This window comes from Aurantiacibacter odishensis (assembly GCF_003605195.1).
GTDB classification, from domain to species: Bacteria; Pseudomonadota; Alphaproteobacteria; order Sphingomonadales; family Sphingomonadaceae; genus Alteraurantiacibacter; species Alteraurantiacibacter odishensis.
This window is the reverse complement of sequence record NZ_QYOS01000020.1, coordinates 104,880-129,050: the sequence shown is the minus strand read 5'-3', so window position 1 is coordinate 129,050 and position 24,171 is coordinate 104,880. Positions and strand designations below refer to the sequence as shown.

Here is a 24,171-nt window from a genome sequence, read left to right as displayed (position 1 = left end):
GCGCGGCTCTAACTGGCCCGGCGGCGTGTGGCAACCAAACCCGCCAGCAGCAGCAAAAGTGCCCAGACAATCGAAAGACCATTGCCCAGCTGCGCGAAAAGCGTGGGATCTGCTGGCGGAGGCACCACGGCATCGATCCGTCCCGGCTCGCCGCGCCCGAGATGCTGCCGCACGACGCCGCGCGCATCGATCACGCCGCTGATGCCGCTGTTCGTGGCGCGCAGGACAGGTAGCCCTTCCTCGATCGCGCGCATGCGGGACTGGGCCATGAACTGAGGCGGCGCGAAAGAGCCGAACCACGCCTCGCTCGACGGGTTGAAGATAAATTCAGGCCGGTCCTCGCGGTCCACTACCTGTCCCGGGAAGGCGATCTCGTAGCAGATCTGGATGCCCGCCCTGCCGAACTCGCCAAGGTCCAGCGTGCGCGGACCGGGGCCGGGCCAGAAGTCGATCGTGCCTGCTACCAGCCGCGACAGGCCCAGCGGTTCGAGAATGCCGCGCAGGGGCAGGTATTCGCCGTAAGGCACGAGGTGCGCCTTGGCATAGCTGCCGATGATCTCGCCATCGGCACTCAACGCCGTCACCGCGTTGCGGGCACCCAGGGCGCGCACGAAGCCGGTCTCGTCAGCGCCGATCTCAAGGTCCACCGCGCCCGTCATCAGCGCGCTGTCATCGCCTACGGTCGCGCCGAGGCGGCGACGCGCATAGGCTGGGTCGCCCAGCGCCGTGGTGCGATCGTAATAGCGCTGCGGGTATCCCTCGCGCAGGTAATCCGCCATCCCCGATTCCGGCCACAGCACCAGTCGCGGCTCGCTGCTGTCGTCGATGCGCGGGGAAAGCTCGGCAAGGCGCATGTAGTTCGCCTCATAAAAGCGCGGATCGCTGATCGCGTCCTGCGGGATGTCGGGCTTTGCGATGGTGACGGGCAAGATGCCCTCGCGCGCCGCACCTGCGGGCCAATACATCGCCAGCGCCAGCAGCACGGCCACCGCGCCGCTCGCCAGCCAGTTGCGCTCTCGCAGCAGCAGGACCACCCCGCATCCCAGCAGGACGGCGAGGCCGGACAAGGCATAGGTGCCCATGAGGGGTGAAAGCGCGGCGATGCCGGGGCGGTCGAACGGGCCGAGCAGCACCATGCCAAGCGGGTTCCACGAATAGCCGGTGAACACCCAGCCGCGCATCCACTCTGTCACGATCCACGTGCCCGAGAACAGGAGGGCGAAAGACCACGCCCCACCAGTGCGCACCAGAAGCCTCGCCAGCATGGCCGCGAGCGCGGGATAGACCGCGAGGTAGACCGCCAACAGCGGCACCGCCGCCCAGCCGAGAATGGCGGGCATTTCCGACTGGTGGGTGAAGGCCGAGGCGATCCAGTTGTTGCCCAGCGTGAAATGGGTGAACCCGAACAGCCAGCCCAGGCCGAGCGCGCGCAGCGGGGTGGCGGCTCGCGCGACGAGCAAGGCGAACAGGCCGACGGCCAGCAGGGCGACTGGCCAGAATCCTAGCGGTTGGAATCCGGTCGCCGCCAGCAGACCGAGCGCGAGCGCGGCGATGCGGGGACGGTTTTCAATATGGTTCAAGACGGAATGCCCGCTGGCCATTGCTGTCGCTTCCTGCCGCGTAGAATTCCGTCCCGGTACTTGAGCGGTCAGTTGACCGCTTCGAGCGCTTCCCCGCCGTCTTCGCTGCCATCGTTATTGCTATCGTCCGAAGGCTTGCGGCGCGAACGCGTCGTCTTGCGGCGCGGCTTTTCTTCAGCCTCATCGCCGTCGTCATCGCCTTGCGAGCTGCGGGCTATGGCCGGCGGCAACATGCTGGGATCGAGCCCGCCGTCGTCATTCACCGCATCTTCGCTGTCGGACTTGCGCTTGCGGGCTGCAGGCTTGCGTGCCTTCTTCGGCTTGTCCTGCTTGATGAACGGGTTGTCGTCGTCTTCCTGATCGCCGGGCTGGCCTTCGTGGCCCTCCTCAAAATCGGAATCGTCACGTCGGCTGGTGTTCCTGCCCCGACGATCCTGTCGACCCTTCTGCCGATCCTGCGAGCGGTTGCCGCGATCGTCATTGTTGTCGTCGTCATCATCATCGTCGTCGTCGGAATTGTCCTGCCCGCGCTCTGCGTTGCGCTTGGCCTGGGCCTCGTCCTTCTGCGCCTTGGCGTCGGCAATCACCCGGAAATAGTGATCCGCGAACTGCAGGTAGTACTCGGTCTGCACCCGGTCGTCGTTCAAGGAGGCTTCGTGAGCCAGCTTCTTGTACTTGTCCAGCATCTGCGGGGCATTGCCCCGTGCGCGGGAATCGATGCGGTTGGACTGGTTTCCACCACCACCGCCTCCACCACGATTGTTACCGCGGCCGCGACGACGATTGTTGTTTCGATTGCTATTCAAGGGAACTTCACTTCCTCAATCTGGCTGCGGCCTTGTGCCGCATCGCCATATGACCCCTCGTGGTTACACCCCCGTCACGAGGCATTTACGTCCCATCATCTGCATGCTTGCGAGCGGGAACCGTCCCGCTGGAATGGCAAATGTTGGAGTTTGGTCCAGCGCCCTGCGCCGTCGACCTGATGCAAGAGTTAGCTACTCGATTCGCCTTTGCCAAGTGCTAATCGCAATTCCAGCGCCCTGTCGCGCCCTCCAAGGTCGCGGTGTGCAGTCGCGGTAAAGCCGTGTTGGCGTGCGATTTCGGAGACTTCACTTGCCTGGCTCGCCCCGATTTCGAGCACGGCGACGCCCGTTTCTGTCAACAGTCGCGGCAATTGGGGGACGATTATGCGGTAATCGTCCAGCCCTTCGGGGCCGGAGAACAGCGCGCTGGCGGGTTCGTAATCACGCACGTCGGGGTCGAGCCGCGCATCGTCCTCGACGTAGGGCGGGTTGGCGATGACGAGGTCGAACCGGCCGAGATCGTCCGCCCAGCCGGGCTTGGTCCAGTCGCCAGCCTGCAGCGCCGCCCTATCCGCAAGACCGAGGCTGTCCGCATTCTGGCGCGCGATCTCCAATGCGGCGGGAGAAGCGTCGATGCCTATGCCCTGTGCGCCCGGCAGCTCGCTGAGCACCGCAAGCAGCAACGCGCCCGAACCGGTGCCGAGGTCCAGCACGCGCTTCGCATCCGGCGCGGCCGCCAAAGCGGCGCGCACGATGGCCTCGCTGTCCCCGCGCGGGATCAGGACGGCAGGCGAAACGGCGAGATCGAGGCCGTAGAACTCCTGGTTGCCGAGAATGTAGGCGACAGGCTCGCGCGCGGCCCGGCGATCGACCAGCGCGGCAAAGGCTTCGGGCGCGCCTGCCTGCATGTGGCGCAGCAGCACGTCGGAGCGCGAGCAGCCCAGCGCGTGGGCCATCAGCAATTCGGCATCCAGCCGCGCGGTATCGCTGGTGGTGGCAAGGCGCTGCGCCGCCTCGCGGATGGCTTCAGCTACTGTCACGCATCCATCGCCGCGAGGCGCTTCGCCTCGTCCTCGGCAATCAGTGCGTCGATCAGTTCGCCAAGGCCGGTGCCTTCCAGCACTTCGGGCAACTTGTGCAGGGTCAGGCCGATGCGGTGATCGGTGACGCGGCCTTGCGGGAAGTTGTAGGTGCGGATGCGTTCGGAGCGGTCGCCGCTGCCCACCATCGCCTTGCGCGCCTCGGCCTCTGCCCCGTGGGCTTCCTCGCGGCGCTTTTCATAAAGGCGCGCGCGCAGCACTTTCATCGCCTTGTCGCGGTTCTTGTGCTGGCTGCGCTCGTCCTGCATCGCCACCACGATACCGGTGGGCACGTGGGTGATGCGCACGGCGGAATCGGTGGTGTTGACGTGCTGCCCACCCGCCCCGCTGGAACGGTAGATGTCGATGCGCAAGTCGTTCTCGTCGAGTGAGACGTCGACTTCGGTCGGCTCCGGCAGCACCGCCACGGTCGCCGCGCTGGTGTGGATACGCCCGCCACTCTCGGTCACGGGCACGCGCTGCACGCGGTGGACGCCGCTCTCGAACTTCAGCTTGGCGAACACGCCGGTGCCGGTGACGTTGGCGACCACTTCCTTGTAGCCGCCGACGTCTGCAGCGGCGATGGAGACCGGCTCCACTTTCCAGCCCTGCTCGGCGGCGTATTTCTCGTACATGCGATAGAGGTCGCCCGCGAACAGCGCCGCCTCATCACCGCCTGTTCCGGCGCGGATTTCCAGCATGGCGGGGCGCTGGTCGGCGCTATCTTTCGGCAGCATGGCGAGCGCCAGCTTGCGCTCGGCTTCGGGCAACTGCTTCTTGAGGCTGGCGAGTTCCTCCTCGGCCATGGCGCGCATTTCGGGGTCGGAGAGCATGTCGCCCAGCCCCGCGATCTCGTCGCGCATGGCGGAGACTTCGGCAGCGATCTTCGCCACCGGCTCCAGCTCGGCATAGTCGCGGCTGGCCTGGACAAACTCCTCGCCCTCCAGCTGGCCCGACGCCATCCTCGCCTCCAGTTCGGCGAAACGGTTGGCGATCTGGCGGAGGCGTTCGGCTGGGATGGTCAATTGAGAACTGCCTCGACACGGGCGGTCACATCATCGTCTGCCTTGATCCGCACGTTCTCTGCACCATCGCGAAGTGACAGGCCGACAATGGCAAGCGCGCCCGCTTTCACAGCCTTGTCGAAGCGCTTGCGCGGGCTGCCGCTGGCAATCATCTCGGCCGACATTCCTGCGGCACGCAGTTTGCCCAGCGCCGTAACACCCCGCGCAATCAGACTGTCATCCTCGACCACGACAATGGCGTCTGCCGGCACTTCGCGCCTCTCTCCCACCAGCATTGCGAGCCGCTCGATACCAGCCGCCCAGCCCACGGCAGGCGTCGGCGCGCCGCCGAGCGAATCCATCAGGCCATCGTAGCGCCCGCCGCCAAGGATCGTGCTTTGCGAACCCAGCGCGCCTGCCGCTGCGGAGCCTTCGTCCGGAATGAATTCGAACGCTGTGTGACGATAATAGTCCAGCCCGCGCACGAGGCTCTCGGCGCGGGTCCATTTCACGCCGGCCGCGTCCAGACCGGTGGTGACAGCATCAAAAAAGGCGCGTGCATCGTCCGACAGAAAAGCGTCGATCTTCGGCGCTTCGCCCACGAACTTGCGGTCGCGCGGGTCTTTCGAGTCCAGGATGCGCAGCGGGTTCTTCTCCAGCCGCTCCTGCGAGTCCTCGGACAGTTCCCCGCGCACCGCACCGAAGTATTCGATCAGCGCCGCGCGCCACGCCTCGCGGCTGTCGCCGTCGCCCAGCGTGTTGAGGTGGAGGGTCACGTCCTCGATGCCCAGCTCGCGGATCACCTGGTCGGCCATGGCCAGCAGTTCCACGTCCGCCTGCGGTTCGGCCGCACCGATGATCTCGGCGTCGATCTGGTGGAACTGGCGATAGCGGCCCTTCTGCGGACGCTCGTAACGAAATAGTGGCCCGTGCGTCGCAACCTTCAACGGAGCGTGTTGCTGCCAGCCGTTCGTCAGGAAAGCGCGCGCGATTCCGGCAGTGAATTCCGGGCGCAAGGTCAGACTTTCCCCGCCGCGATCCTCGAACGAGTACATTTCCTTCGAGACCACGTCGGTCGTCTCGCCGATGGCGCGGCTGAACACCTCGGTCTTCTCGAACACGGGCATTTCCACCCGGCGGAAGCGATAGAGCTTGCGCACGCGCTCGAACGTCTCGACGACGAAAGCGAAGGCTTCCGCGTCGGGTCCGAAAATGTCCTGCGTGCCTCTGATGGCCTGAGGGGTCTTGGTCTTGCTCATGGAGCGGGCGTTTAGCCGCATGGATGGCTTTCGCAAAGGCTTCGCGGCGATAGTACGAGCCCACTATGGAGAAACACGGACAATTGGTCTGGGCAAGCGCGCCCTCGTGCGCTAGGCGCCCCGCTGAGTTTTGGGAGAGGGTGCGTCAAACCCGCAAGAGGATAAAGCATCCATGCGTATCGAACACATCCCGACGGGTGATAATCCGCCGGACAGTCTGAACGTTATCATCGAAGTGCCCACCGGCGGAGAGCCGGTGAAGTACGAGTTCGACAAGGAAAGCGGCGCGCTGTTCGTCGACCGCATCCTGCACACGCCCATGCGTTACCCGGCGAACTACGGCTTCGTGCCGCACACGCTGTCGCCCGACGGCGACCCGCTGGATGCGCTGGTGATCGCACGCTCGCCCTTCATCGCGGGCTGCGTGGTGCGTGCGCGCCCGATCGGCGTGCTGAACCTTGAAGACGAACACGGCGGCGACGAGAAGCTGGTCTGCGTTCCGGTGGACACCACTTTCCCCTACTACTCCGACGTGGGCGAAACGAAGGACCTGCCCTCGATCATCTTCCAGCAGATCGAGCACTTCTTCACCCACTACAAGGACCTGGAAAAGGAAAAGTGGGTGCGTATCGGCGCCTGGGGCGATGCGGCGGAAGCCAAGCGCATCACGCTGGAAGCGATCGAGCGCTACGAAGGCAACAAGAAGTAAGGTGACGGGCGTGGCCCGACACGGTCACGCCCTTCGCCGACCCCTTCGCAATCCGCGCGCAGTGCTTGCCTTGCCGGCGTCCAGCACAAGGGCAGGGGACAGCGGCTGTGCAAAGCGCACCCCCACGCGCTCCCGCACGATCCAGGCGACCTTCCCGTTGACTTCAATGTTGCCGGATTCCTCCCCGATCATGCGCAAGGTCACCGGCTCCCCCCTCGCGAGCCAGCACTGGGAATAGTCGACCCTGCACCCGCTGACGGACAGGTTGTCCATCTCGGCTCTCACCTTTCCGCCGCGCACGAGGACATCCACGTATGCCCTTGCGTCGTGGCGCTTGAAGTGTCGCCGCTCCATGCCTGTCGCCCCCTCTGGCACGGCCCCTAGTCGAGCCAGTCGGCGATAGCGGACTCGCCGCTCGGCCCGATTACGATTTCGACTTCCCTGGCTCTCGCCTCGAGCTTGCGCGCGGCGACGAGTTTCGAGATCCGGTCCGCCTCTGCCGGCGCAAGGTCTGCCTGGGCGCGCAGCATGGCGGCCTTGTCTCGCGAGTGCTGAACGAATTCCATCGGCTCTCTCCCCTTGAAACCAATAGCGGAGGGGTCCAGCAAATAACGAACGATAACAAGTCTCTTGGAAGACCTGTTTCATATCAGGGTTCACAAGAACCTAACAAGTCGTGCCTGCACGACTAAACCACGTGTTCAGTATTTGCTGATACATCTATTGCAGAGCCAATGGAGGGCACAGTGAAAAGTTTTGCCGCAAGCAAGCGAGATGGCCAGCGCATCCGGACAGGAAAGCGCGGCAGGCCGCGTTCTCATGTATCCCTGCCCGGAAACCTCGTTACACCGTTCGACAGGCAGTCCGTCGTGTTCGAGGACATTTCGGCCGCAGGGGCACGCGTGTCCGGTACCAACCTGCCCCCCGTCGGAGAATTCGTACAACTGACCATAGGCGGCTCGAAGATGTTTGCCTCCGTGGTCTGGCGCGAGGGCAACGAATGCGGCCTGGCGTTCGACCACCGCATGAGCGATGCAGAGGTTGCCGAGTTCAGGCAAGTTGCGGAAGAAGCAAGGAAGCTTGGCCTAAGTCCGGACATGATTCGCGCAAGGTCCGACTGGAACAACGGCCTGTAACGACTGCATTTCCTCTTTCGGCAACTTGCCCCTCTTGGTTATAGCTCATTTTCCTCAAGAAGAATCAGGCTCGCGTTTTAGTATATTTTCATGACTCGCTGGCAAGTTTTCGTCATGGATTACGATGCTGACAACCAGCGCCAGAAGCGACGCCACGAAAGGCACGTAGTGGAAGTACAGGTGGAATGCTTCGTCGAGGACGAATGCATCAACCTTACTATCTACGATATCTGCGTCGACGGCTGCTGCATCGACACCGGCACTTCGCGCGTTGCGCCGGGCGAAAAGCTATACTTGAAGTTCCCCAATGGCGTCGGCGCCGAAGGAGCCGTGGTCTGGAAGAGCGACCAGTACGCGGGCATCAAGTTCGCAAGCGAGCTGCATCCCGCGGTCGTCCTGCAAATGGGCTTCAAGCCCGTCGCGGTCAGCATGGATGACTTCGTGCCGCGCGATCGGTTCGGGCGGGAACTGCCTCCAATTCACGGGCTGCGCGCGTTCCGCAACTGAGCGAGGAGAAGACCAATGGATACGGAAACCCGCCGTTCGGGCAGTGATCGCAGGCATAGCGATCAGCGAAGCGGCAAGTCTGCGGCGTACGATGGTGTGGAACGGCGCGTGGCCGACAGGCGATCAGGGAGCGATCGCCGCAAGTCCGAACGGATAGATCCAGCCTAAGAAGGGGCAATGCCCCGCGTTTTGTGGCCCTATTCCACGGGGCGCCCGCTATCCAGCAGGTCCTTTTCCTGCCCCGGCGTGTTCGCACGCTCCTCGTCCACCATCTTCGCGATCTCGTCCTCGGGGGCGATATCGTGCGTGTCCGTGGCTGCGGGAACCGGTTTCTGCGGAGGTCGCGGCGGTGCAGGTGGCACAGCCTGCGCAGGAGCGGCGCGGCCTTCCCCCACGTTCTCGAACGGCAGCGGCACGGTCCGCTGGTCGAAACGCAGGCGGTATATCGGCTCGGGCAAGGCAAAGCCGCCGTCCTCCAGCGCGCGCTTGCTGGCGGCGATGGCGCGGCTGCGGGCCTTGAAGAAATCGGCCTCGCGCTGGTCGATCCAGCCAAGGAACACCAGCACCACGTTGGAATCGCCCACCCGGTCTATCCGCACTTCGGGCGCGGGATCGTCCAGCACGAAGTCCAGCGATGCCAGCGTATCGCGGCCCAGCTGGCGGGCGGCCTCGGCATCGTCGTCCGCGTCCACGCCCAGCTCGAAATCGAAGCGGCGCTGCGGATTGCGCGTGTAATTGACGATCACCGCCTTGAAGACCGTGGAATTGGGAATACGCAGGTGATTGCCCTCCAGCGTCATCAGCACGGTCGCGCGGCTGGTGAGGCGGATCACCCGGCCCTCGTGCTGGTCGATCACCACGTGATCGTTCGCGCGGAACGGCTGGCGCAAGCTCAGCATCAGGCTGGCGACGTAGTTCTCCACCGTGTCGCGCATGGCAAAACCCAGCGCGATGCCGATCACGCCCGCGCCGCCCAGCACCGCGCCCATCAGCGCGCCCGCCCCGATCATGTCGAGCGCGATCACGATACCCGCGATCACGAAAACGAAGCGCAGGGCACTGGCAATCAGCTCTGCCAGGAAAGTGTTTGTCGCCACCCGCCGCCACAACCCCGTGAACGAGGCGAGCAGGTAGCCAATCGCGGAAATCGCCAGCGCCACCAGCAGCGCAAGGCCCACCAGCGGCAGCATCCGGGTAATCTGCTCGACCCGGTCGCCGAGCCCCCCGATGCCCTCCCCGATGTCGACGGACACGTCGCGCTCTATGTCGTTCTCGACCGTGGCGACGCCTTCAACACCGCCCGCAATCGCCTCCGCCCGTGCCAGCGCGGCATCGTCGGGCGCGGTGCCGGTGAGCGTTACGACGCCCTGGCGCACGGAAACCTCGACCTGCGAGAGGCTAGGCACATTGGCGAAGATATCGGACAGGCGCGCGGCGATGCGGTCGTCCTGCCCGGCGACCTGGTCGATCTCTATGGAGCCTGCGGTCGGTGCAGGCGTGGCGGGTGCCTGTTCGGCAGGCGCGGCTTCAGGCAGCAGCACGCTCGCATGCGCAGAGACTGGCAGCAAGGCCAGCGACAGCGCGGCGAACAGGCGTATAACAGTTGTCAGAAAAGCGGAGCGGCGGCCTTGAAGCCGAGTGTCAGCAGCACCGGCAGTCCGAAGACGGCCAGCCACATCAGCGCCACTTCGCGCCGGAAAACAGGCGCCAGTGCCGGGTCATGGGCCTTGGCATCGGGCAGGTCGCTCCAGCGCATTTCGAACCAGCGGCAGGCGGGAATGATCGCGGCCACCAGCACGACCAGCGCGAGATAGGGCAGCAGCGAACCGTTGCCGGACTTGAGCTGCGTCATGGTGAGGAAGATATGCAGGCCAGTGTAGATCAGCAGGCCATAGGCGACGTGATCGCTGATGCGGCGGCGCCAGTCGACCTTGCGCGCAGTCTCTTCGCGAGCCTGCTCTGTCTGTTCGAGTGCCTTGTTCATCAGGCTTCCCTCTCTGTTCCAGTCCCGATTCGAAGTATTCCACTTCGCGAGGCTGGATGCAAGCCGATGCGAACAGTGCGCCATCGCCCGGACGATGCCGTTCCTTGGCGGCACATGCACGAATCTTGCCAAGCACCCTTCAATCCACGCACTTTCGTGCTAGATGGCCTGCATGACGAAGGATCAGGCATGAGCGCGCTGGACGACGAATTCCTCGACGAGGAGGCCCTGACCGAGGCACTGGCGGATGCGCCCAGCAACGCCGCACCCGACCTGCCGGAAAGCGGCGGGCTGGAAGTGGTCTCCATCGCCAAGAGCTACGACAAGCGCGCGGTGCTGAGCGATATCTCCCTCACCGTCGCCAAGGGCGAAGTGCTGGGCCTGCTCGGCCCCAACGGCGCGGGCAAGACCACGTGCTTCTATTCCATCATGGGGCTGGTGAAGCCCGACAGCGGCCGCATCCTGATGGACGGCGTCGATGTCACCAAGCTGCCGATGTATCGCCGCGCGATCCTGGGTCTTGGCTACCTGCCGCAGGAAACCAGCATCTTTCGCGGCATGACGGTGGAGCAGAACATCAACTGCGTGCTGGAGATGGTCGAGCCGAACAAGGAAGTCCGCCAGCAGGAGCTGGAGCGGCTGCTGGAGGAATTCCACATCACCCGCCTGCGCGACAGCCCGGCAATGGCGCTGTCCGGTGGTGAACGGCGCCGCTGCGAGATCGCCCGCGCGCTGGCCGCGAAACCCAGCATCATGCTGCTGGACGAACCCTTCGCCGGGATCGACCCGCTCTCGATCAGCGACATCCGCGACCTCGTAAAAGACCTGAAGCGACGCGGCATCGGCGTGCTGATAACCGATCACAATGTCCGCGAGACGCTGGATATCGTCGACCGCGCCTGCATCATCTACGGCGGACAGGTGCTGTTTGCAGGCTCCCCGCAGGAACTGGTGGCGGACGAGAACGTGCGCCGCCTCTACCTTGGCGAGGGTTTCGAACTGTGATGCCTTTCCGACAATGATTTTGCGGGAGGGGGAATTCGTATCGGGAGGTCTGATATGGCTCTGGGGCCAAGACTAGACCTCAGGCAATCGCAATCGCTGGTGATGACGCCGCAGCTGCAGCAGGCGATCAAGCTGCTGGCGCTGTCAAACCTCGAGATCGAGACCTTCGTGGGCGAGGCGCTGGAAGCCAACCCGCTGCTGGAAGCGGGCGAAGTGCGAGCCGAGGATCGCGACCCGCCAGCCGAAAGCGACCAGCCGGAAATCCACGACGCAACACCGGGACAGGGGGACGAGGCGCTCGATATCGATCCCGGCTCGCTCGATACCGACCGCGATACGGGGGACTGGTCCGCGGAACATTCGGGCGCGGGCGCGGCGGGCGACGCGCCGGACCTGGAAAACCGCAGCAACGAAGACCTCTCGCTGGCCGATCACCTCGAGGCGCAGGTCGGTCCGGCCTCCCCCGATGCCGTTGCCGAGTTCATCGCCCGCCACATCATCGGCCTGCTCGACGAGGCGGGCTACCTCGGCACGGACCTGCGCGACATTGCCGTCAGCCTCGACGTGCCGCTGGCGCGGGTGGAGGAGGCGCTGGGCGTGGTCCAGTCGCTCGACCCGACGGGTGTGGGCGCGCGATCCCTTTCCGAATGCCTAGCGCTGCAGGCGAAGGAAGCCGATCGCTACGACCCGTGTATGGAAGTGCTGATCGACAATCTCGAACTCGTCGCCAAGGGCGCGGTCGCGCACCTGAAGCGCATCTGCCGCGTCGACGACGAGGACTTTGCCGAGATGCTGTCCGAACTGCGCGGCTACGATCCGAAACCGGGCCTCAAATTCGGCGGCTCCCCCAGCGGCGCGGTGGTGCCCGACGTGCTGCTGCGCGCGAAGGACGATGGCTGGGATATCCAGCTTAACGAGGACACCCTGCCCCGCCTGGTGGTGAACCGCAGCTACTATGTCGAACTGCGCGCAGGCGCGACCAGCAAGGACGCGAAGGGCTGGCTGAGCGAGAAGCTGGCCGATGCCAACTGGCTGATCAAGGCGCTGGACCAGCGGCAGAAGACCATCCTCAAGGTCGCCGCCGAGATCGTGAAACAGCAGGACGGTTTTTTCAGAAGGGGCGTGAGCGAATTACGCCCGCTGACGCTGAAGACCGTGGCCGAGGCGATCGATATGCACGAGTCGACGGTATCGCGCGTCACATCGAACAAGTTCCTTCACTGCGAACGCGGTACGTTCGAGCTGAAGTACTTCTTCACCAGCGGCGTGGGCGGCGGCACGGACGGCGAAGGCGCGAGCGCGGAAGCGGTGAAGGCCCGCATCAAGGCGCTGTGCGATGCCGAGGACCCGAAAAAGATCCTCTCGGACGACAAGCTGGTGGAACTGCTGAAAGCCGAGGGTTTCGACCTCGCCCGGCGAACGGTGGCGAAATACCGCGAGGCTATCGGGATCGGCTCGAGCGTGCAGCGGCGGCGGGCGAAGAAGCTGGCGGCTATGGGGTGAGGCGGAGGGTCCGTTTATGCGGATTGCCGACCGAAAAGGGCCCGTCCGCTAACGACCCGATTGCGGACGCCGGCTGTAGGTGCGACCTGCAATGTTCATCTCGGTTGAGGAGGAATGATCAGTGAGATTAACACTTGTAATCGGTGTTGCTTGGATCGCATCCGCGATGCTCGTGCTTGCTTCATTAAACAACTGGATCGAGCTGGGAGACTTCGAAATCGTAGCCTACCTAGGGCAGCTGATATTGGGCATTGCATACGTTCTTCGGCTGCATTCGGAGAAACTGTCGAAGAAGAGAGGATGATGGGGCGCTTTTGCCTCTCCATCCGCAGAAAGCGGACATTCTGCTAACGACCCGATTGCGTCCACTCAACTGAACTAGCTTTGGCGATCTTTTCGATCTCGCCTGACAGCTTCCTCTGAAGCCCTTGTTTTGATGCTATTCCATTGCCGTATCCAATTGCGAATCACGAATGGGATTACGGCTAGAAAGACAAGAACAAAAAAGACGATCCAAGCGGTACTCATAGTGAAAAGCTAGCCGAGGGTTCATTCGCATTCCACCACCCATCGACTTGCCAAGCCGGATTGCCTTGCGCCAAGTGCTCGTATGTGACCCATCCCAGCCCGCAGCAATTGCCCAACCCCGCTCAGCCTGAGCCTGTCGAAGGCCACGCGCCTCCACCAGCCAAAATCACCCTTTACCTTTGCCGATTGCGCGCCAACCGCGATACCAGCTCCCAGTCGCCCGCAATCAAAGCTTCCTTCTTCGCCCGGCTCCAGCCCTTGATCCGGCGTTCGGCGGCGAAAGCCTCGTCGCGGGTGGGGAAGCGTTCGGACCAAACCAGAGTGACGGGCAAACGCTGCGCGGTATAACCGCCCAGTGCGCCGCTAGCGTGCTGAACTAGACGAAATTCGAGGTTGTCGGTGTGGCCTGCGTAGTAGCTGCCGTCGTTGCAGCGCAGGAGGTAGGCGCGGAAGTCCATCGGGTTCGGCTAGCGTCAGCGCGTGGCCTTCGACAAGCTCAGGCTGAGCGGACGTGGTGATTAGTGGCAACTTGCCGCGCGTCGAGGCTCTCTCCCTTTCCTACAAGCTCCGTTCCGTGCCTCTCACTCCGTCATGACCCAGCCTGCCAACAACCCACAATTCGATCCCAGTGAAAATGCCACCTCTCCGCCTGCAAGGTCACACTTTTCGCCCAAAAGTGACGCGTCCACCAGCAAGGGCGACACAATCACGCTTTTTGCCCCTGGACAGTGTTCCATGTGTTCCAGGTTAGTTGGAATATCGCTGTTAAGACCTGCAGCAAGACATCTTAACGCCCTCGACCAAACGCTAGCGAAGCGAAGCGCAAGGGCGAACGCCCGCCCGCAGGTGCCCCTCAGCAGAGCGCAAGGGAATAGGACCGAGGACGTTTCGGCGGAGGCCGAAAGCCAAGAAAAACACTGTAACCCAAAGGTCTCACCCAGAAAGTCTTAACGCCCGAAACGCTTTGTTAACCTTTTTCGGTGAGAAATTGCGTGGTTAATACCGGGTCATATCTCCGAGCGGGGCAGGCCTGCGGGGACACACGAAGGGGTAATACGATGCGCGTTCTGCTTATCGAAGACGAGCCGACAACCGCCAAGGCGATCGAGCTGATGCTCACGACGGAGGGGTTCAACGTCTATCAGACAGACCTGGGCGAGGAAGGCCTCGATCTGGGCAAGCTGTATGACTACGACATCATCCTGCTCGACCTGAACCTGCCGGACATGCACGGCTACGACGTGCTGAAGAAGCTGCGCGTCGCCAAGGTGCAGACGCCGGTACTGATCCTTTCCGGCATTGCCGAGATGGATAGCAAGATCCGCTCCTTCGGCTTCGGTGCCGACGACTACGTGACCAAGCCCTTCCACCGCGACGAGCTGGTGGCCCGCATCCACGCCGTGGTGCGCCGTTCGAAGGGCCACAGCCAGTCGATCATCCGCACCGGCAAGCTGGCGGTGAACCTCGATGCCAAGACCGTGGAAGTCGACGGCGCGCGTGTCCACCTCACCGGCAAGGAATACGCGATGCTGGAGCTGCTCTCGCTGCGCAAGGGCACCACGCTGACCAAGGAAATGTTCCTCAACCACCTTTACGGCGGCATGGACGAGCCCGAACTCAAGATCATCGACGTGTTCATCTGCAAGCTGCGCAAGAAGCTTTCCAGCGCCTGCGGTGGTGACAACTACATCGAGACCGTATGGGGCCGCGGCTACGTGCTGCGCGATCCCGATGCCGTCGAGGAAACGGAAGCCGCGTGATGGACGAATAAGAAACGCACCCGCCAATAGCGGGGGGACCAGCGCCCCGGCAGGATGGATCGCCTGCCGGGGCGTTGTCGTCTCTTCAGCCGGTCTTGAGGCCCTGCAGGTCGAGCCCGCTCGGCTCCTGGAACAGGCGCAGGCCGAACTCTGGCAGGATGGCGATCAGGTGATCGAACACGTCGGCCTGGATACGCTCGTACTCCGCCCACACCGTGGTGTTGGTGAAAGTGTAGACCTCCAGTGGCAACCCCTGCGGAGTCGGCTCTAGTTGCCGCACCAGCAGGGTGAAGCCCTTGTCGGTCAGTTCCGGATGGGCCTTCAGATAGGCGATCACGTAGGCGCGGAAGGTGCCGATGTTGGTGATCCGTCGCGCGTTCACCGGGTTTGCATCGCCGGCCAGCTCGCGCGCGTTCCATTCGGAAAGCTCTTCGTCCTTGCCTACAAGGTAGTCGGTCAGCAACCGGAAGCGGCGCAGGTCGTCGACTTCCTCTTTCGACAGGAACCGCACCGAGTTCTGGTCCAGTGGCAAAGCCCGCTTGATCCGCCGCCCCCCGGCATCGTTCATGCCGCGCCAGTTGCGATAGCTTTCGGCGATCAGCTTGTGCGTAGGGATGGTGGTGATGGTCTTGTCGAAGTTCTGCACCTTCACCGTGTGCAGGGCGATGTCGATCACGTCGCCGTCGGCATCCATGCTGGGCATCTCGATCCAGTCGCCCACGCGCAGCATGTCGTTGCTGGTGAGCTGGACCGAGGCGACGAGCGAGAGGATGGTGTCCTTGAACACCAGCAGCAGCACCGCGGCCATTGCGCCGAGGCCGGACAGCAGGAGCAGCGGCGATTGCTCTATCAGTGCCGAAATGCCGAGGATGACCGCGCCGCAATAGACGAGGATCTTGAGCACCTGCACATAGCCCTTGATCGGGCGCATGTGCGCGTCGGGACGCCGGCGGTAGAGTTCCTCCACGTAATCGAGCGCCTTGCTTATCGCCATGGCCACGCTCAGCACGATGCTGGCCTGGGCGATGTTCTGGATCAGCAGCCACACCGTCTCGGGCAGGTTGGGCACCAGTTCGATTCCGTTGGCAACGATCAGCAGCGGGGCCACCGTAGCGAGGCGCGCGGCAGCCTTGTCGGCAGTCTTCGTGCGGGTATCCAGGAATGGGGCGGCGAGCCGCAGGATCACCTTCTTGAGCAGGAAATTGACCAGCAGCGCCACCAGCGCCAGCGCGGCAAGGCCGATCGCGGCCTGTGCCCACGCCGGCTGCGCTTCGAAAAGAGCGAGTGCCTGTTCCATGGCCGGTGCGCCTAAACGCAAAGCTGGTGCTGGACAACCCGCCCCCTGCCGCTCTAGCGAGCGCGCCATGACGGCATACAAGGACGGCGATCCCACCACACTCAACAGGCTGTACGGCCGCTCTGTCGGCAAGCCGCTGCGCGCGGCCCAGCAGGAACTGGTCGACACCCTGCTGCCGCGCATCGCGGTGCCGGAAGAAGGCCCCGTCACGGCGGAGCGCCTGTTCGGCGACGATCGCCCGCTGCATTTCGAGATCGGCTTCGGCGGCGGGGAGCACCTTGCCTATCGCGCGGACCTGTTGCCGGACCACGGCTTCATCGGCGCTGAGCCTTTCCTCAACGGTGTGGCGCAGGCGCTTACCCACGTACGCGATGGCACGCTGGCGAACGTCCGGCTGCATAACGGCGATGCGTTGCAGGTGCTGGCCCGCATTCCCGACGGCGCGCTGACCATGACCTACCTGCTCCATCCCGATCCGTGGCCAAAGGCGAAGCACGCAAAGCGGCGCATGATGAACGACGGGCCGGTGCAGATGATCGCCGACAAGCTGACGCCGGGCGGTGAGTTCCGCTTCGGCACCGACCACCCGGTCTACGTGCGCCACGCGCTGATGGTGATGCGCCGCTTCACGCACCTGTTCGAGTGGGTGGCAGAGGGCCCGGACGACTTCCGCAATCGCCCTTCCGGCTGGTGCGAAACCCGCTACGAGCACAAGGCCCGCACCAAGATGGGGCACGAGGTCTGGTACTTCCGATACCGGCGGAAATAGGAGGGAGCCGCTTCCTGTGAGGCAGCTCCCGACGTATGTTCGGTAACTAGAAGCGGACGCCTACCCCCGCGACCACCTGATCGGTCGTCGCGTCACCGAAGTCGCTGTCGGCGACATGGTTGTATTGCGAACGACGGTATTCCAGACGCGCTTCGAGCGGTCCGGGCAATTGCACTTGCAGGCCGCCACCGAAGCGCAGGCCATCGGCGTTTTCGTCAAGCTCCGACAGCGAGCCAGCCGTGGTGAACGCTCGGGTGTCGAGCGCGGTGTATCCGACCTTGCCGTAGGCGGAGATACCCGGGGTCAGCGCCACACCGGCACGGGCACCGAGATAGTATTGGCCATTGGCTTCCAAGCCGTCGCGAGCCCCGGCGAAACTGCCTGGAAACTCGGTCGAGCCGTTACTGGTCGAGATTTCCCCTTCGATACCCACGAAGGCGTTGCCGAGAGCCAGGTCGTAACTCGCGTTAAGGCCGTAGACGACGGAATCGGCATCGGCCGACACTGTGCCATCCCCGGAATCCACATTGAGCCCTTCGTACCCACCGATCGCGCCGACATAAAGCCCGCCGGAAGCGGCGTTGCCATCCTGCGCCATGGCAGGCGTTGCTGCCATACACGCTACGATTGCGACCACTGCGACTGTCTTTCTCATTGATATTCCTTTCACGTGCAATCCGAGCACGCGAAGGCAGATCCGGCGGTATCACTTGCCCACCAGTGAACCGCTGAAGACAGGCGAGCGAATGTGCGACAGGCCGCTCTGCCTGTTCCACCGGACGAGGGGCAGGCAGGGCAACGAATGGCCCACCTTGGCAATCAGCCGACGATGCCCGCGCTTGCCAGCACGGCCAGCGTCAGGACGTCGGGCGCAAGCGAAGTCATCGGGGCGATCTGCACCGGCTTTTCCGAACCGATCATCATCGGCCCGATCACCGCATCGCCGGAAAGCTCGCGCAGCAGCTTTGCCGAGAGGTTGGCCGATTGCAGCCCCGGCATGATCAGCACGTTGGCGGGGCCGGACAGGCGGCTGAAGGGATAGAGCGCCATCACCTTGGGGTTCAGCGCGGCATCGGGTGCCATCTCGCCCTCGTATTCGAAGTTCACGCTTTCGTCGGCATCGAGGATGGCCACGGCGTCACGGATGTTGCCCAGCCATTGCCCCGACGGGTTGCCGAAGGTGGAATAGGACAGGAAGGCAACGCGCGGTTCGTGCCCCATGCGCCGGGCAACGGCAGCGGTTTCCTTGGCGATGTGCGCCAGTTGCTCCGAAGTCGGACGTTCGTTGATCGTCGTATCGGCGAGGAACGTGGTGTGGTTCTTGCCCAGCACCATGTGAATGCCGAAAGGCGTCGCACCTTCCTTGGCATCGAGCACCTTGGCGATGTCGCGCGCGGACTGGCTGAACGGGCGGGTAAGACCGGTGATCATGCCATCGCCCTTGCCCAGCGCCACGAGCAGGGCGGCGAACACGTTGCGCTCCTGGTTCACCATCCGGCGAACGTCGCGCTCGGTATAGCCGCGCCGCTGAAGCCGCTTGTAGAGATAGTCCACCATCGGCTCGATCTCGTCGTAGTTTGCCGAGTTGGCGATCTCGTAGCTCTCGGGATCGTCGACCTTCAGTTCGCGCAGCTTCTCCAGCACCCGCTCGGTGCGGCCCACCAGGATCGGCGTGCCGTAGCCGAAATCACGGAACTGGATGGCAGCGCGCAGCGATACGTCTTCCTCGCCTTCTGCAAAGACCATCCGCTTGGGATTGGCCTTGGCATCCTCGTACACGCGGGTGAGCGCGGCGGTGGTCGGGTTCAGGCGACTGCGCAGGCGCAGGGTGTATTCGTCGAAATCCTCGATCATGTCCTGCGCAACGCCCGAGTCCATCGCGGCCTTCGCAACTGCGCAGGAAACCCGCTCCATCAGGCGCGGATCGAACGGCGCGGGAATGATGTACTCGCGGCCGAACTGGTGGTTCATGCCGTAGGCCGCAGCCACTTCTTCGGGCACGCGTTCGCGCGCCAGTTCCGCGATGGCGCGGGCGGCGGCGACTTTCATCTCCTCGTTGATCGCGGTTGCTCGCACGTCCAGCGCACCGCGGAAGATGAAGGGGAAGCCCAGCACGTTGTTGACCTGGTTGGGGAAATCGCTGCGCCCGGTGGCAATGATCGCATCGGGCCGGACCTTTTTCGCCTCGTCCGGCATGATCTCGGGGACGGGATTGGCCATTGCGAAGATGATCGGGCTGTCGGCCATCTTCTCCACCCATTCGGGCTTCAGTGCACCTGCGGCAGAGAGGCCGAGGAAAATGTCGGCGCCATCCAGCGCCTCTTCCAGGCTGCGCGCATCGGTGGGCACGGCATGGGCGCTCTTCCACTGGTCGACATCAGCGCGGCCGGGATAGATCGGGCCGGAGCGGTCGCACACGATCACGTTCTGGTGCGGCACGCCAACGGACTTGATCAGCGCGGTGCAGGCCAGCGCCGATGCGCCCGCGCCGTTCACCACCATCTTCACGTCCTTCAGGTCACGTCCCGTCAGGTGGCAGGCGTTGATCAGGCCGGCAGCCGCGATGATCGCGGTGCCGTGCTGGTCGTCGTGCATGATCGGGATGTTCATGCGTTCGCGCAGGGCCTGCTCGATGATGAAACATTCCGGCGCCTTGATGTCTTCGAGGTTGATCCCGCCGAAGCTCGGCTCCATCAGCGCGACCGCCTCGATGAAGGCATCAGGGTCTTCGGTATCGAGTTCGATATCGATGGAATCGACATCGGCGAAGCGCTTGAACAGCACGGCCTTGCCCTCCATCACCGGCTTCGATGCCAGCGCGCCTAGGTTGCCCAGGCCAAGGATGGCGGTGCCGTTGGAAATGACGGCGACGAGGTTGGAGCGGGCGGTGTAGCGCGCTGCCAGCGCGGGATCGCGGGCAATTTCCTCCACCGGAACGGCGACGCCGGGCGAATAGGCGAGGCTCAGGTCGCGCTGCGTCGTCATCGGCTTGGAGGCGATGATCTCGATCTTACCGGGGCGGATCGTCTCGTGATAGAACAGCGCCTCTCGGGCGGTGAAGCTGGTATTCGTTTCGTCGGCCAAGCGATTTCTCCCTATTGGCCCCCGCCATAGAGGCCGATTGCCAGCCGCGATAGGGGAAAGCGGCACGCCCGCTCTTCCCGAATCGGCGCGCGTGGCTGTAACCCCGCGGCTTCATGGCCAACGCAGCAACCCCGATGATGCAGCAGTATTTCGACCTCAAGTCAGAGGCCGGAGACTGCCTGCTGTTCTACCGCATGGGCGACTTCTTCGAGCTGTTCTTCGACGATGCGAAAACGGCTGCGAGCGTGCTCGATATCGCGCTCACCACGCGCGGGGAACACGGCGGCGATCCTGTGCCGATGTGCGGAGTGCCTGTCCATTCGGCGGAGAACTATCTCGCCCGCCTGATCCGCGCCGGATGCCGCGTGGCGATTGCCGAGCAGGTGGAGACACCGGACGAGGCGAAGGAACGCGCCAAGCGCGAAGGCGCGCCCGTGTCCAAGGCGCTGGTGAAGCGCGACATCGTGCGTTTCGTGACGGCCGGCACGCTGACCGAGGAAGCGCTGCTGGAGCCGCGCCGTGCCAACATGCTGGCTGCGGTGTGCGATGTACGCGGCACATGCGGCGTGGCGGCGTGCGACATCTCGACAGGTTCGATGACGCTGGAGGAATGCGTTCCCGAACGCCTGCCCGCCGTGCTGGCACGTATCGGCGCGAGCGAGGTCGTCGCGCCGGAAGGCTGGGACGATGCCCCGTTCGATGCCGTGATGCGCCCGCGCGGCGATTTCGCCAGCGATCCGGGGGAGGCGCGGCTGAAGAAAGTCCACGGCGTTGCCACGCTGGACGGGTTCGGCCAGTTCAGCCGCGCCATGCTGGCCGCAGCGGGCGGGATGGTGGCCTATCTCGAACACGCAGGGCGCGGAACCTTGCCTCTCCTCTTGCCTCCCACAGCACGCGCGAGCGGGGAGCACATGGCCATGGACGAGGCAACGCGCGCCTCGCTGGAAATCCTCGCCAGCCAGCAGGGCGGGCGCAGCGGTAGCCTGATCGCTGCGATCGATCGCTGCGTGACAGGCGCTGGCGCGCGACAACTTGCCGAGGACCTTTCCGCGCCGCTGGCCGACCGGCAGGCTATCGAGGGGCGGCTGGCGCTGGTCGACTACATCCTGCAAGATCCGCTGCTGCGATCGGACCTTCGCGACATGCTGCGCAGCCTGCCCGACATCGGCCGCGCGCTGGGCCGACTGGTCGCTGGGCGCGGGTCACCGCGTGACCTCGGGCAGATTCGCGACGGCCTTTCCGAAGCGCGCCGCATTCATGACCTGTTGCAGGGCAAGCCCGACCGACCGCCCCTGCTCGATACCCTGCTGCCGCACTTTAGGGGCCACGGTGAACTGACCGATCTGCTATCCCGCGCGCTGGTCCCCTCCCCGCCGACCGAGCGGCAATCGGGCGGTTATGTTGCCGAAGGCTACGACGCCGCGCTCGACGATCTGCGCGAAGTCTCGGGCAATGCCCGGCGCGCGATCGCGGCAATGGAAGCGCGCTATCGCGAAGAAACCGGCACGCCGTCGCTCAAGATCCGGCACAACGGCGTACTCGGCTATTTCATCGAGGTGCCGAGCAAGCACGCCGACAAGCTGATGGCACCCGAAAGTGGTTTTACCCACCGCCAGACGATGGCCAATGCCGTGCGTTTCAACTCGCTCACCCTGCACGAGGAAGCCAACCGGATTGCCGAAGCCGGCGGCCGCGCGCTTGCAGCCGAGGAAGCCCACTTCGAGGAACTGAGCGAGCGCGTCGCCGCCCGGCGCGAAGCCATTGCCGCAACCGCCGCCGCGCTGGCACGGCTGGACGTAGCGGCTGGGCAGGCCGAACGGGCGAGTGATGGCGAATGGTGTCGTCCGGCCATTTCCGACGAACCGATGTTGGCGATCGAAGCGGGCCGCCACCCGGTGGTGGAAGCTGCGCTGGCCGCGAACGGCGAGCGGTTCGTCGCCAACGACTGTGCCCTCGGCGAAGACGATAGGCTGTGGCTGGTGGGCGGCCCGAACATGGGCGGCAAATCCACCTTCCTGCGACAGAACGCGCTGATCGTGCTGATGGCGCAGGCTGGCGGTTTCGTGCCCGCGCGGTTCGCCCGGATCGGCTTGGTAGACCAGCTTTTCAGCCGCGTCGGCGCGTCCGACAACCTTGCCCGCGGGCGCTCCACTTTCATGGTCGAAATGGTCGAGACTGCGGCGATTCTCAGCCAGGCGACGGAGCGCAGTTTCGTGATTCTTGACGAAGTTGGCCGCGGCACCAGCACCTATGACGGACTGGCGCTGGCCTGGGCCGTGGCCGAAGCTATTCACGAGACGAACCGCAGCCGCTGCCTATTTGCGACCCACTATCACGAGATGGCGCGCCTCGCCGAAACTTGCGAGGCGCTGTCCCTCCACCACGTCCGCGCGAAGGAATGGAAAGGCGATCTCGTCCTCCTGCACGAACTGGCGGAAGGTGCGGCGGACCGGTCCTACGGTCTCGCCGTGGCAAAGCTGGCAGGCGTGCCCGCGCCTGTTGTGAAACGTGCGCGCAGCGTGCTCGACAAGCTGGAGAAGGGACGCGCCGAAACCGGCGGTCTGGCGGCAGGTCTTGGCGACTTGCCCCTGTTTGCCGCCAGCATCGCCGCCGAAGAGGAGCAGTGTGACACCCTGAGAGAGAAGCTGCGCGAGACCGACGTCGATGCGCTCTCGCCGCGCGATGCTCTGGACCTGCTCTACCGATTGAAGCGCGAGGCAGGCGACTCGTAGCGTTGCATTTGCACGTCCTTGCAGTAGCCTGCCGCCATGGCTGTGCATGATCCCGACAATGATGAAGACAAGAACACCCAGTGGGCGGAGAACCGCACCGACTGGGCCGAGGATCGCACCATCATGGCGCTTGAGCGCACTTTCGCCGGGTGGATGCGTACGGCCTTTGCCGCCATTGCCATCGGGATCGGCTTTCGCGCCCTGTTCGGCGAGTTCGAACCGCCGTGGCTGGCCAAGGCGATCGCCACCGGTTTCATCGCGCTTGCCATCGTCTTTGCCATCAGTGCCGAGCGGCGCGCTTGTAAGGCGTTCGAACGCTTGTCATCTCATGCTGTCGATTCGCCCCGCTTGCCGAATATCAAGCTGGTGGCCTATTCGATTGCTGCGGGGGCTGGCCTGCTGATTGCTGCGCTGTGGATCCTCAACGACGGTACGATCTCCAGCGTTTAGGTACCGTCGCCGCGCAGGCCGTCAGGCTTTGCGTCCTTGCCGAACTTCTCGACATTATCGTCGTGGTTTGCTTCGCCGGCGAAAGCGTTCATGTCGATCCGGCCGCTGCTTTCCATGTCGCGCATCCGGTCCACCGTATCCTGCGTCGGATTGCCGAAAATGCCGGTTCCGTTTGGATCGCGCTCACTTTCCGTGGGCATGCGCGTCGTCACCGTGGTGCGACGGGCTTCCTCGGACACTTCCTGCGCCTGCATGCGATGGTCGTCCTGCTCGTCGTTGTGCATTTCCGGCGCGAGGTCGGCCATGCGCTGTTCCTTGGATTCGGAATTCTTGTCGGTCATGGAAATCTCCTTTGCCATCATAACGGGCGGCAAAGGCGGCAGGTTCCGAACCGTGGCTAGCGATTTGCGCCGGGCACCCAGTGGACATCGCCCCTGCCGCTGTGATTGGCGATACGCGCCGCCACGAAGAGGTAATCCGACAGCCGGTTGATGAAGGCGAGCGCGGCGGGGTTGACCGGTTCGGTTTCGGCCAGCGCCGTCATCGCCCGTTCGGCGCGCCTCGCGACGGTTCGCGCCAGGTGCAGCCGCGCGGCAAGTTCGCTGCCGCCGGGAAGCACGAAGCTGGTCAGGGGCGGAAGGCCCGTGTTGAGCCCGTCGATGCGGTTTTCCACGTGTTCGACCTGCGAGGCGACGATGCGCAGGACCATTTCCGAAGGCTCGAAATCATTGCCCCCGACCTCTCCCAGCGGCGTCGCCAGATCGGCACCGAGATCGAACAGCGCGTTCTGAAAGCGCACGAGATCGGACTTGATGTAACCGTCAGCGACCACGGCAGCGAGGCCGAGCGCGGCATTCGCCTCGTCCACTTCGCCCACCGCCTGCAATCGCGGCGAATGCTTGGGCAGGCGAGAGCCGTCGACCAGTCCGGTCGTTCCGTCATCCCCGGTCCGGGTGTATATTTTGTTGAGCTTGACCAA

General features: G+C 64.1%; 24 protein-coding genes. 9 read left to right on the top strand and 15 right to left on the bottom strand.

Annotation, left to right across the window (positions count from 1 at the left end; translation table 11 throughout):
• Positions 1-8 precede the first annotated feature (8 nt).
• From lnt to hisS, 5 genes are all read right to left on the bottom strand, one after another.
• Positions 9-1,580 carry an apolipoprotein N-acyltransferase gene (gene lnt / locus D4Q51_RS03950; RefSeq protein WP_338068448.1) on the bottom strand — a complete coding sequence of 524 codons (1,572 nt, stop codon included), beginning with the start codon at positions 1,578-1,580 and terminating at the stop codon, positions 9-11.
• 68 nt (positions 1,581-1,648) lie between these two features.
• Complete coding sequence (locus D4Q51_RS03945) at positions 1,649-2,386, bottom strand: DUF4167 domain-containing protein (protein WP_120076445.1); 738 nt, start codon at positions 2,384-2,386, stop codon at positions 1,649-1,651.
• A gap of 188 nt (positions 2,387-2,574) precedes the next feature.
• Positions 2,575-3,426: a peptide chain release factor N(5)-glutamine methyltransferase gene (gene prmC / locus D4Q51_RS03940; protein ID WP_120076444.1), complete on the bottom strand. Its 852-nt coding sequence runs from the start codon at positions 3,424-3,426 to the stop codon at positions 2,575-2,577.
• Positions 3,423-4,490, bottom strand: a complete 1,068-nt coding sequence (gene prfA / locus D4Q51_RS03935) for a peptide chain release factor 1 (RefSeq protein WP_120076443.1) — start codon at positions 4,488-4,490, stop codon at positions 3,423-3,425. The genes prmC and prfA overlap by 4 nt, the downstream gene beginning before the upstream one ends.
• Positions 4,487-5,728 carry a histidine--tRNA ligase gene (gene hisS, locus D4Q51_RS03930; protein ID WP_120076442.1) on the bottom strand — a complete coding sequence of 414 codons (1,242 nt, stop codon included), beginning with the start codon at positions 5,726-5,728 and terminating at the stop codon, positions 4,487-4,489. Before hisS ends, prfA begins: the two co-directional genes overlap by 4 nt.
• A gap of 172 nt (positions 5,729-5,900) precedes the next feature.
• On the opposite strand from hisS, the gene ppa reads away from it, so the two are divergent.
• Complete coding sequence (gene ppa, locus D4Q51_RS03925) at positions 5,901-6,437, top strand: inorganic diphosphatase (RefSeq protein WP_120076441.1); 537 nt, start codon at positions 5,901-5,903, stop codon at positions 6,435-6,437.
• 24 nt (positions 6,438-6,461) lie between these two features.
• On the opposite strand, the gene D4Q51_RS15620 is transcribed toward ppa, so the two are convergent.
• Positions 6,462-6,791, bottom strand: coding sequence for a PilZ domain-containing protein (locus D4Q51_RS15620; RefSeq protein ID WP_162925125.1), 330 nt, complete (start codon positions 6,789-6,791; stop codon positions 6,462-6,464).
• Between the two features lie 26 nt (positions 6,792-6,817).
• A complete protein-coding gene (locus tag D4Q51_RS15615) occupies positions 6,818-7,003 on the bottom strand; it encodes a hypothetical protein (protein ID WP_162925124.1) in 186 nt (61 codons plus the stop codon).
• Positions 7,004-7,183: 180 nt separating this feature from the next.
• On the opposite strand from D4Q51_RS15615, the gene D4Q51_RS03915 reads away from it, so the two are divergent.
• Together D4Q51_RS03915 and D4Q51_RS03910 are read left to right on the top strand one after the other, a co-directional pair.
• The gene (locus D4Q51_RS03915; protein WP_162925123.1) at positions 7,184-7,573 is read left to right on the top strand and encodes a PilZ domain-containing protein; all 390 of its coding nucleotides are present in this window, start codon (positions 7,184-7,186) and stop codon (positions 7,571-7,573) included.
• 90 nt (positions 7,574-7,663) lie between these two features.
• Positions 7,664-8,080 (top strand): PilZ domain-containing protein, encoded by a 417-nt coding sequence (locus D4Q51_RS03910; RefSeq protein ID WP_120076438.1) that lies wholly within the window; start codon positions 7,664-7,666, stop codon positions 8,078-8,080.
• Between the two features lie 197 nt (positions 8,081-8,277).
• On the opposite strand, the gene D4Q51_RS03905 is transcribed toward D4Q51_RS03910, so the two are convergent.
• Together D4Q51_RS03905 and D4Q51_RS03900 are read right to left on the bottom strand one after the other, a co-directional pair.
• Complete coding sequence (locus tag D4Q51_RS03905) at positions 8,278-9,621, bottom strand: mechanosensitive ion channel domain-containing protein (RefSeq protein ID WP_240624551.1); 1,344 nt, start codon at positions 9,619-9,621, stop codon at positions 8,278-8,280.
• Between the two features lie 65 nt (positions 9,622-9,686).
• The gene (locus tag D4Q51_RS03900) at positions 9,687-10,064 is read right to left on the bottom strand and encodes a hypothetical protein (RefSeq protein WP_120076437.1); all 378 of its coding nucleotides are present in this window, start codon (positions 10,062-10,064) and stop codon (positions 9,687-9,689) included.
• A 189-nt stretch (positions 10,065-10,253) separates the two neighbouring features.
• On the opposite strand from D4Q51_RS03900, the gene lptB reads away from it, so the two are divergent.
• Both lptB and rpoN read left to right on the top strand, forming a co-directional pair.
• Entirely contained in the window at positions 10,254-11,069 is an 816-nt protein-coding gene (gene lptB / locus D4Q51_RS03895) for an LPS export ABC transporter ATP-binding protein (RefSeq protein WP_240624550.1), read from the top strand.
• A 54-nt stretch (positions 11,070-11,123) separates the two neighbouring features.
• The gene (gene rpoN / locus D4Q51_RS03890; protein WP_120076436.1) at positions 11,124-12,572 is read left to right on the top strand and encodes an RNA polymerase factor sigma-54; all 1,449 of its coding nucleotides are present in this window, start codon (positions 11,124-11,126) and stop codon (positions 12,570-12,572) included.
• 701 nt (positions 12,573-13,273) lie between these two features.
• On the opposite strand, the gene D4Q51_RS03885 is transcribed toward rpoN, so the two are convergent.
• A complete protein-coding gene (locus tag D4Q51_RS03885) occupies positions 13,274-13,558 on the bottom strand; it encodes a GIY-YIG nuclease family protein (RefSeq protein WP_120076435.1) in 285 nt (94 codons plus the stop codon).
• A 600-nt stretch (positions 13,559-14,158) separates the two neighbouring features.
• On the opposite strand from D4Q51_RS03885, the gene ctrA reads away from it, so the two are divergent.
• Entirely contained in the window at positions 14,159-14,860 is a 702-nt protein-coding gene (ctrA, locus tag D4Q51_RS03880) for a response regulator transcription factor CtrA (RefSeq protein WP_120076434.1), read from the top strand.
• Between the two features lie 85 nt (positions 14,861-14,945).
• Here ctrA and D4Q51_RS03875 read toward each other — a convergent pair whose 3' ends face one another.
• A complete protein-coding gene (locus D4Q51_RS03875; protein ID WP_120076433.1) occupies positions 14,946-16,157 on the bottom strand; it encodes a mechanosensitive ion channel family protein in 1,212 nt (403 codons plus the stop codon).
• 67 nt (positions 16,158-16,224) lie between these two features.
• On the opposite strand from D4Q51_RS03875, the gene trmB reads away from it, so the two are divergent.
• Complete coding sequence (trmB, locus tag D4Q51_RS03870; RefSeq protein WP_120076432.1) at positions 16,225-16,926, top strand: tRNA (guanine(46)-N(7))-methyltransferase TrmB; 702 nt, start codon at positions 16,225-16,227, stop codon at positions 16,924-16,926.
• Between the two features lie 46 nt (positions 16,927-16,972).
• Here trmB and D4Q51_RS03865 read toward each other — a convergent pair whose 3' ends face one another.
• Both D4Q51_RS03865 and D4Q51_RS03860 read right to left on the bottom strand, forming a co-directional pair.
• The gene (locus D4Q51_RS03865) at positions 16,973-17,581 is read right to left on the bottom strand and encodes an outer membrane protein (RefSeq protein ID WP_120076431.1); all 609 of its coding nucleotides are present in this window, start codon (positions 17,579-17,581) and stop codon (positions 16,973-16,975) included.
• Positions 17,582-17,745: 164 nt separating this feature from the next.
• Positions 17,746-20,010: an NADP-dependent malic enzyme gene (locus D4Q51_RS03860; protein ID WP_120076430.1), complete on the bottom strand. Its 2,265-nt coding sequence runs from the start codon at positions 20,008-20,010 to the stop codon at positions 17,746-17,748.
• Positions 20,011-20,123: 113 nt separating this feature from the next.
• Here D4Q51_RS03860 and mutS point away from each other — a divergent pair, with 113 nt between their 5' ends.
• Both mutS and D4Q51_RS03850 read left to right on the top strand, forming a co-directional pair.
• Positions 20,124-22,742 carry a DNA mismatch repair protein MutS gene (gene mutS / locus D4Q51_RS03855; protein WP_120076429.1) on the top strand — a complete coding sequence of 873 codons (2,619 nt, stop codon included), beginning with the start codon at positions 20,124-20,126 and terminating at the stop codon, positions 22,740-22,742.
• Positions 22,743-22,778: 36 nt separating this feature from the next.
• Positions 22,779-23,192 carry a YidH family protein gene (locus D4Q51_RS03850; protein ID WP_120076428.1) on the top strand — a complete coding sequence of 138 codons (414 nt, stop codon included), beginning with the start codon at positions 22,779-22,781 and terminating at the stop codon, positions 23,190-23,192.
• On the opposite strand, the gene D4Q51_RS03845 is transcribed toward D4Q51_RS03850, so the two are convergent.
• Positions 23,189-23,533 (bottom strand): hypothetical protein, encoded by a 345-nt coding sequence (locus tag D4Q51_RS03845; RefSeq protein ID WP_205689432.1) that lies wholly within the window; start codon positions 23,531-23,533, stop codon positions 23,189-23,191. The genes D4Q51_RS03850 and D4Q51_RS03845 overlap by 4 nt on opposite strands.
• Positions 23,534-23,589: 56 nt before the next feature.
• On the bottom strand, positions 23,590-24,171 hold the full coding sequence (locus D4Q51_RS03840) for a cob(I)yrinic acid a,c-diamide adenosyltransferase (protein ID WP_120076427.1): 582 nt from the start codon (positions 24,169-24,171) through the stop codon (positions 23,590-23,592).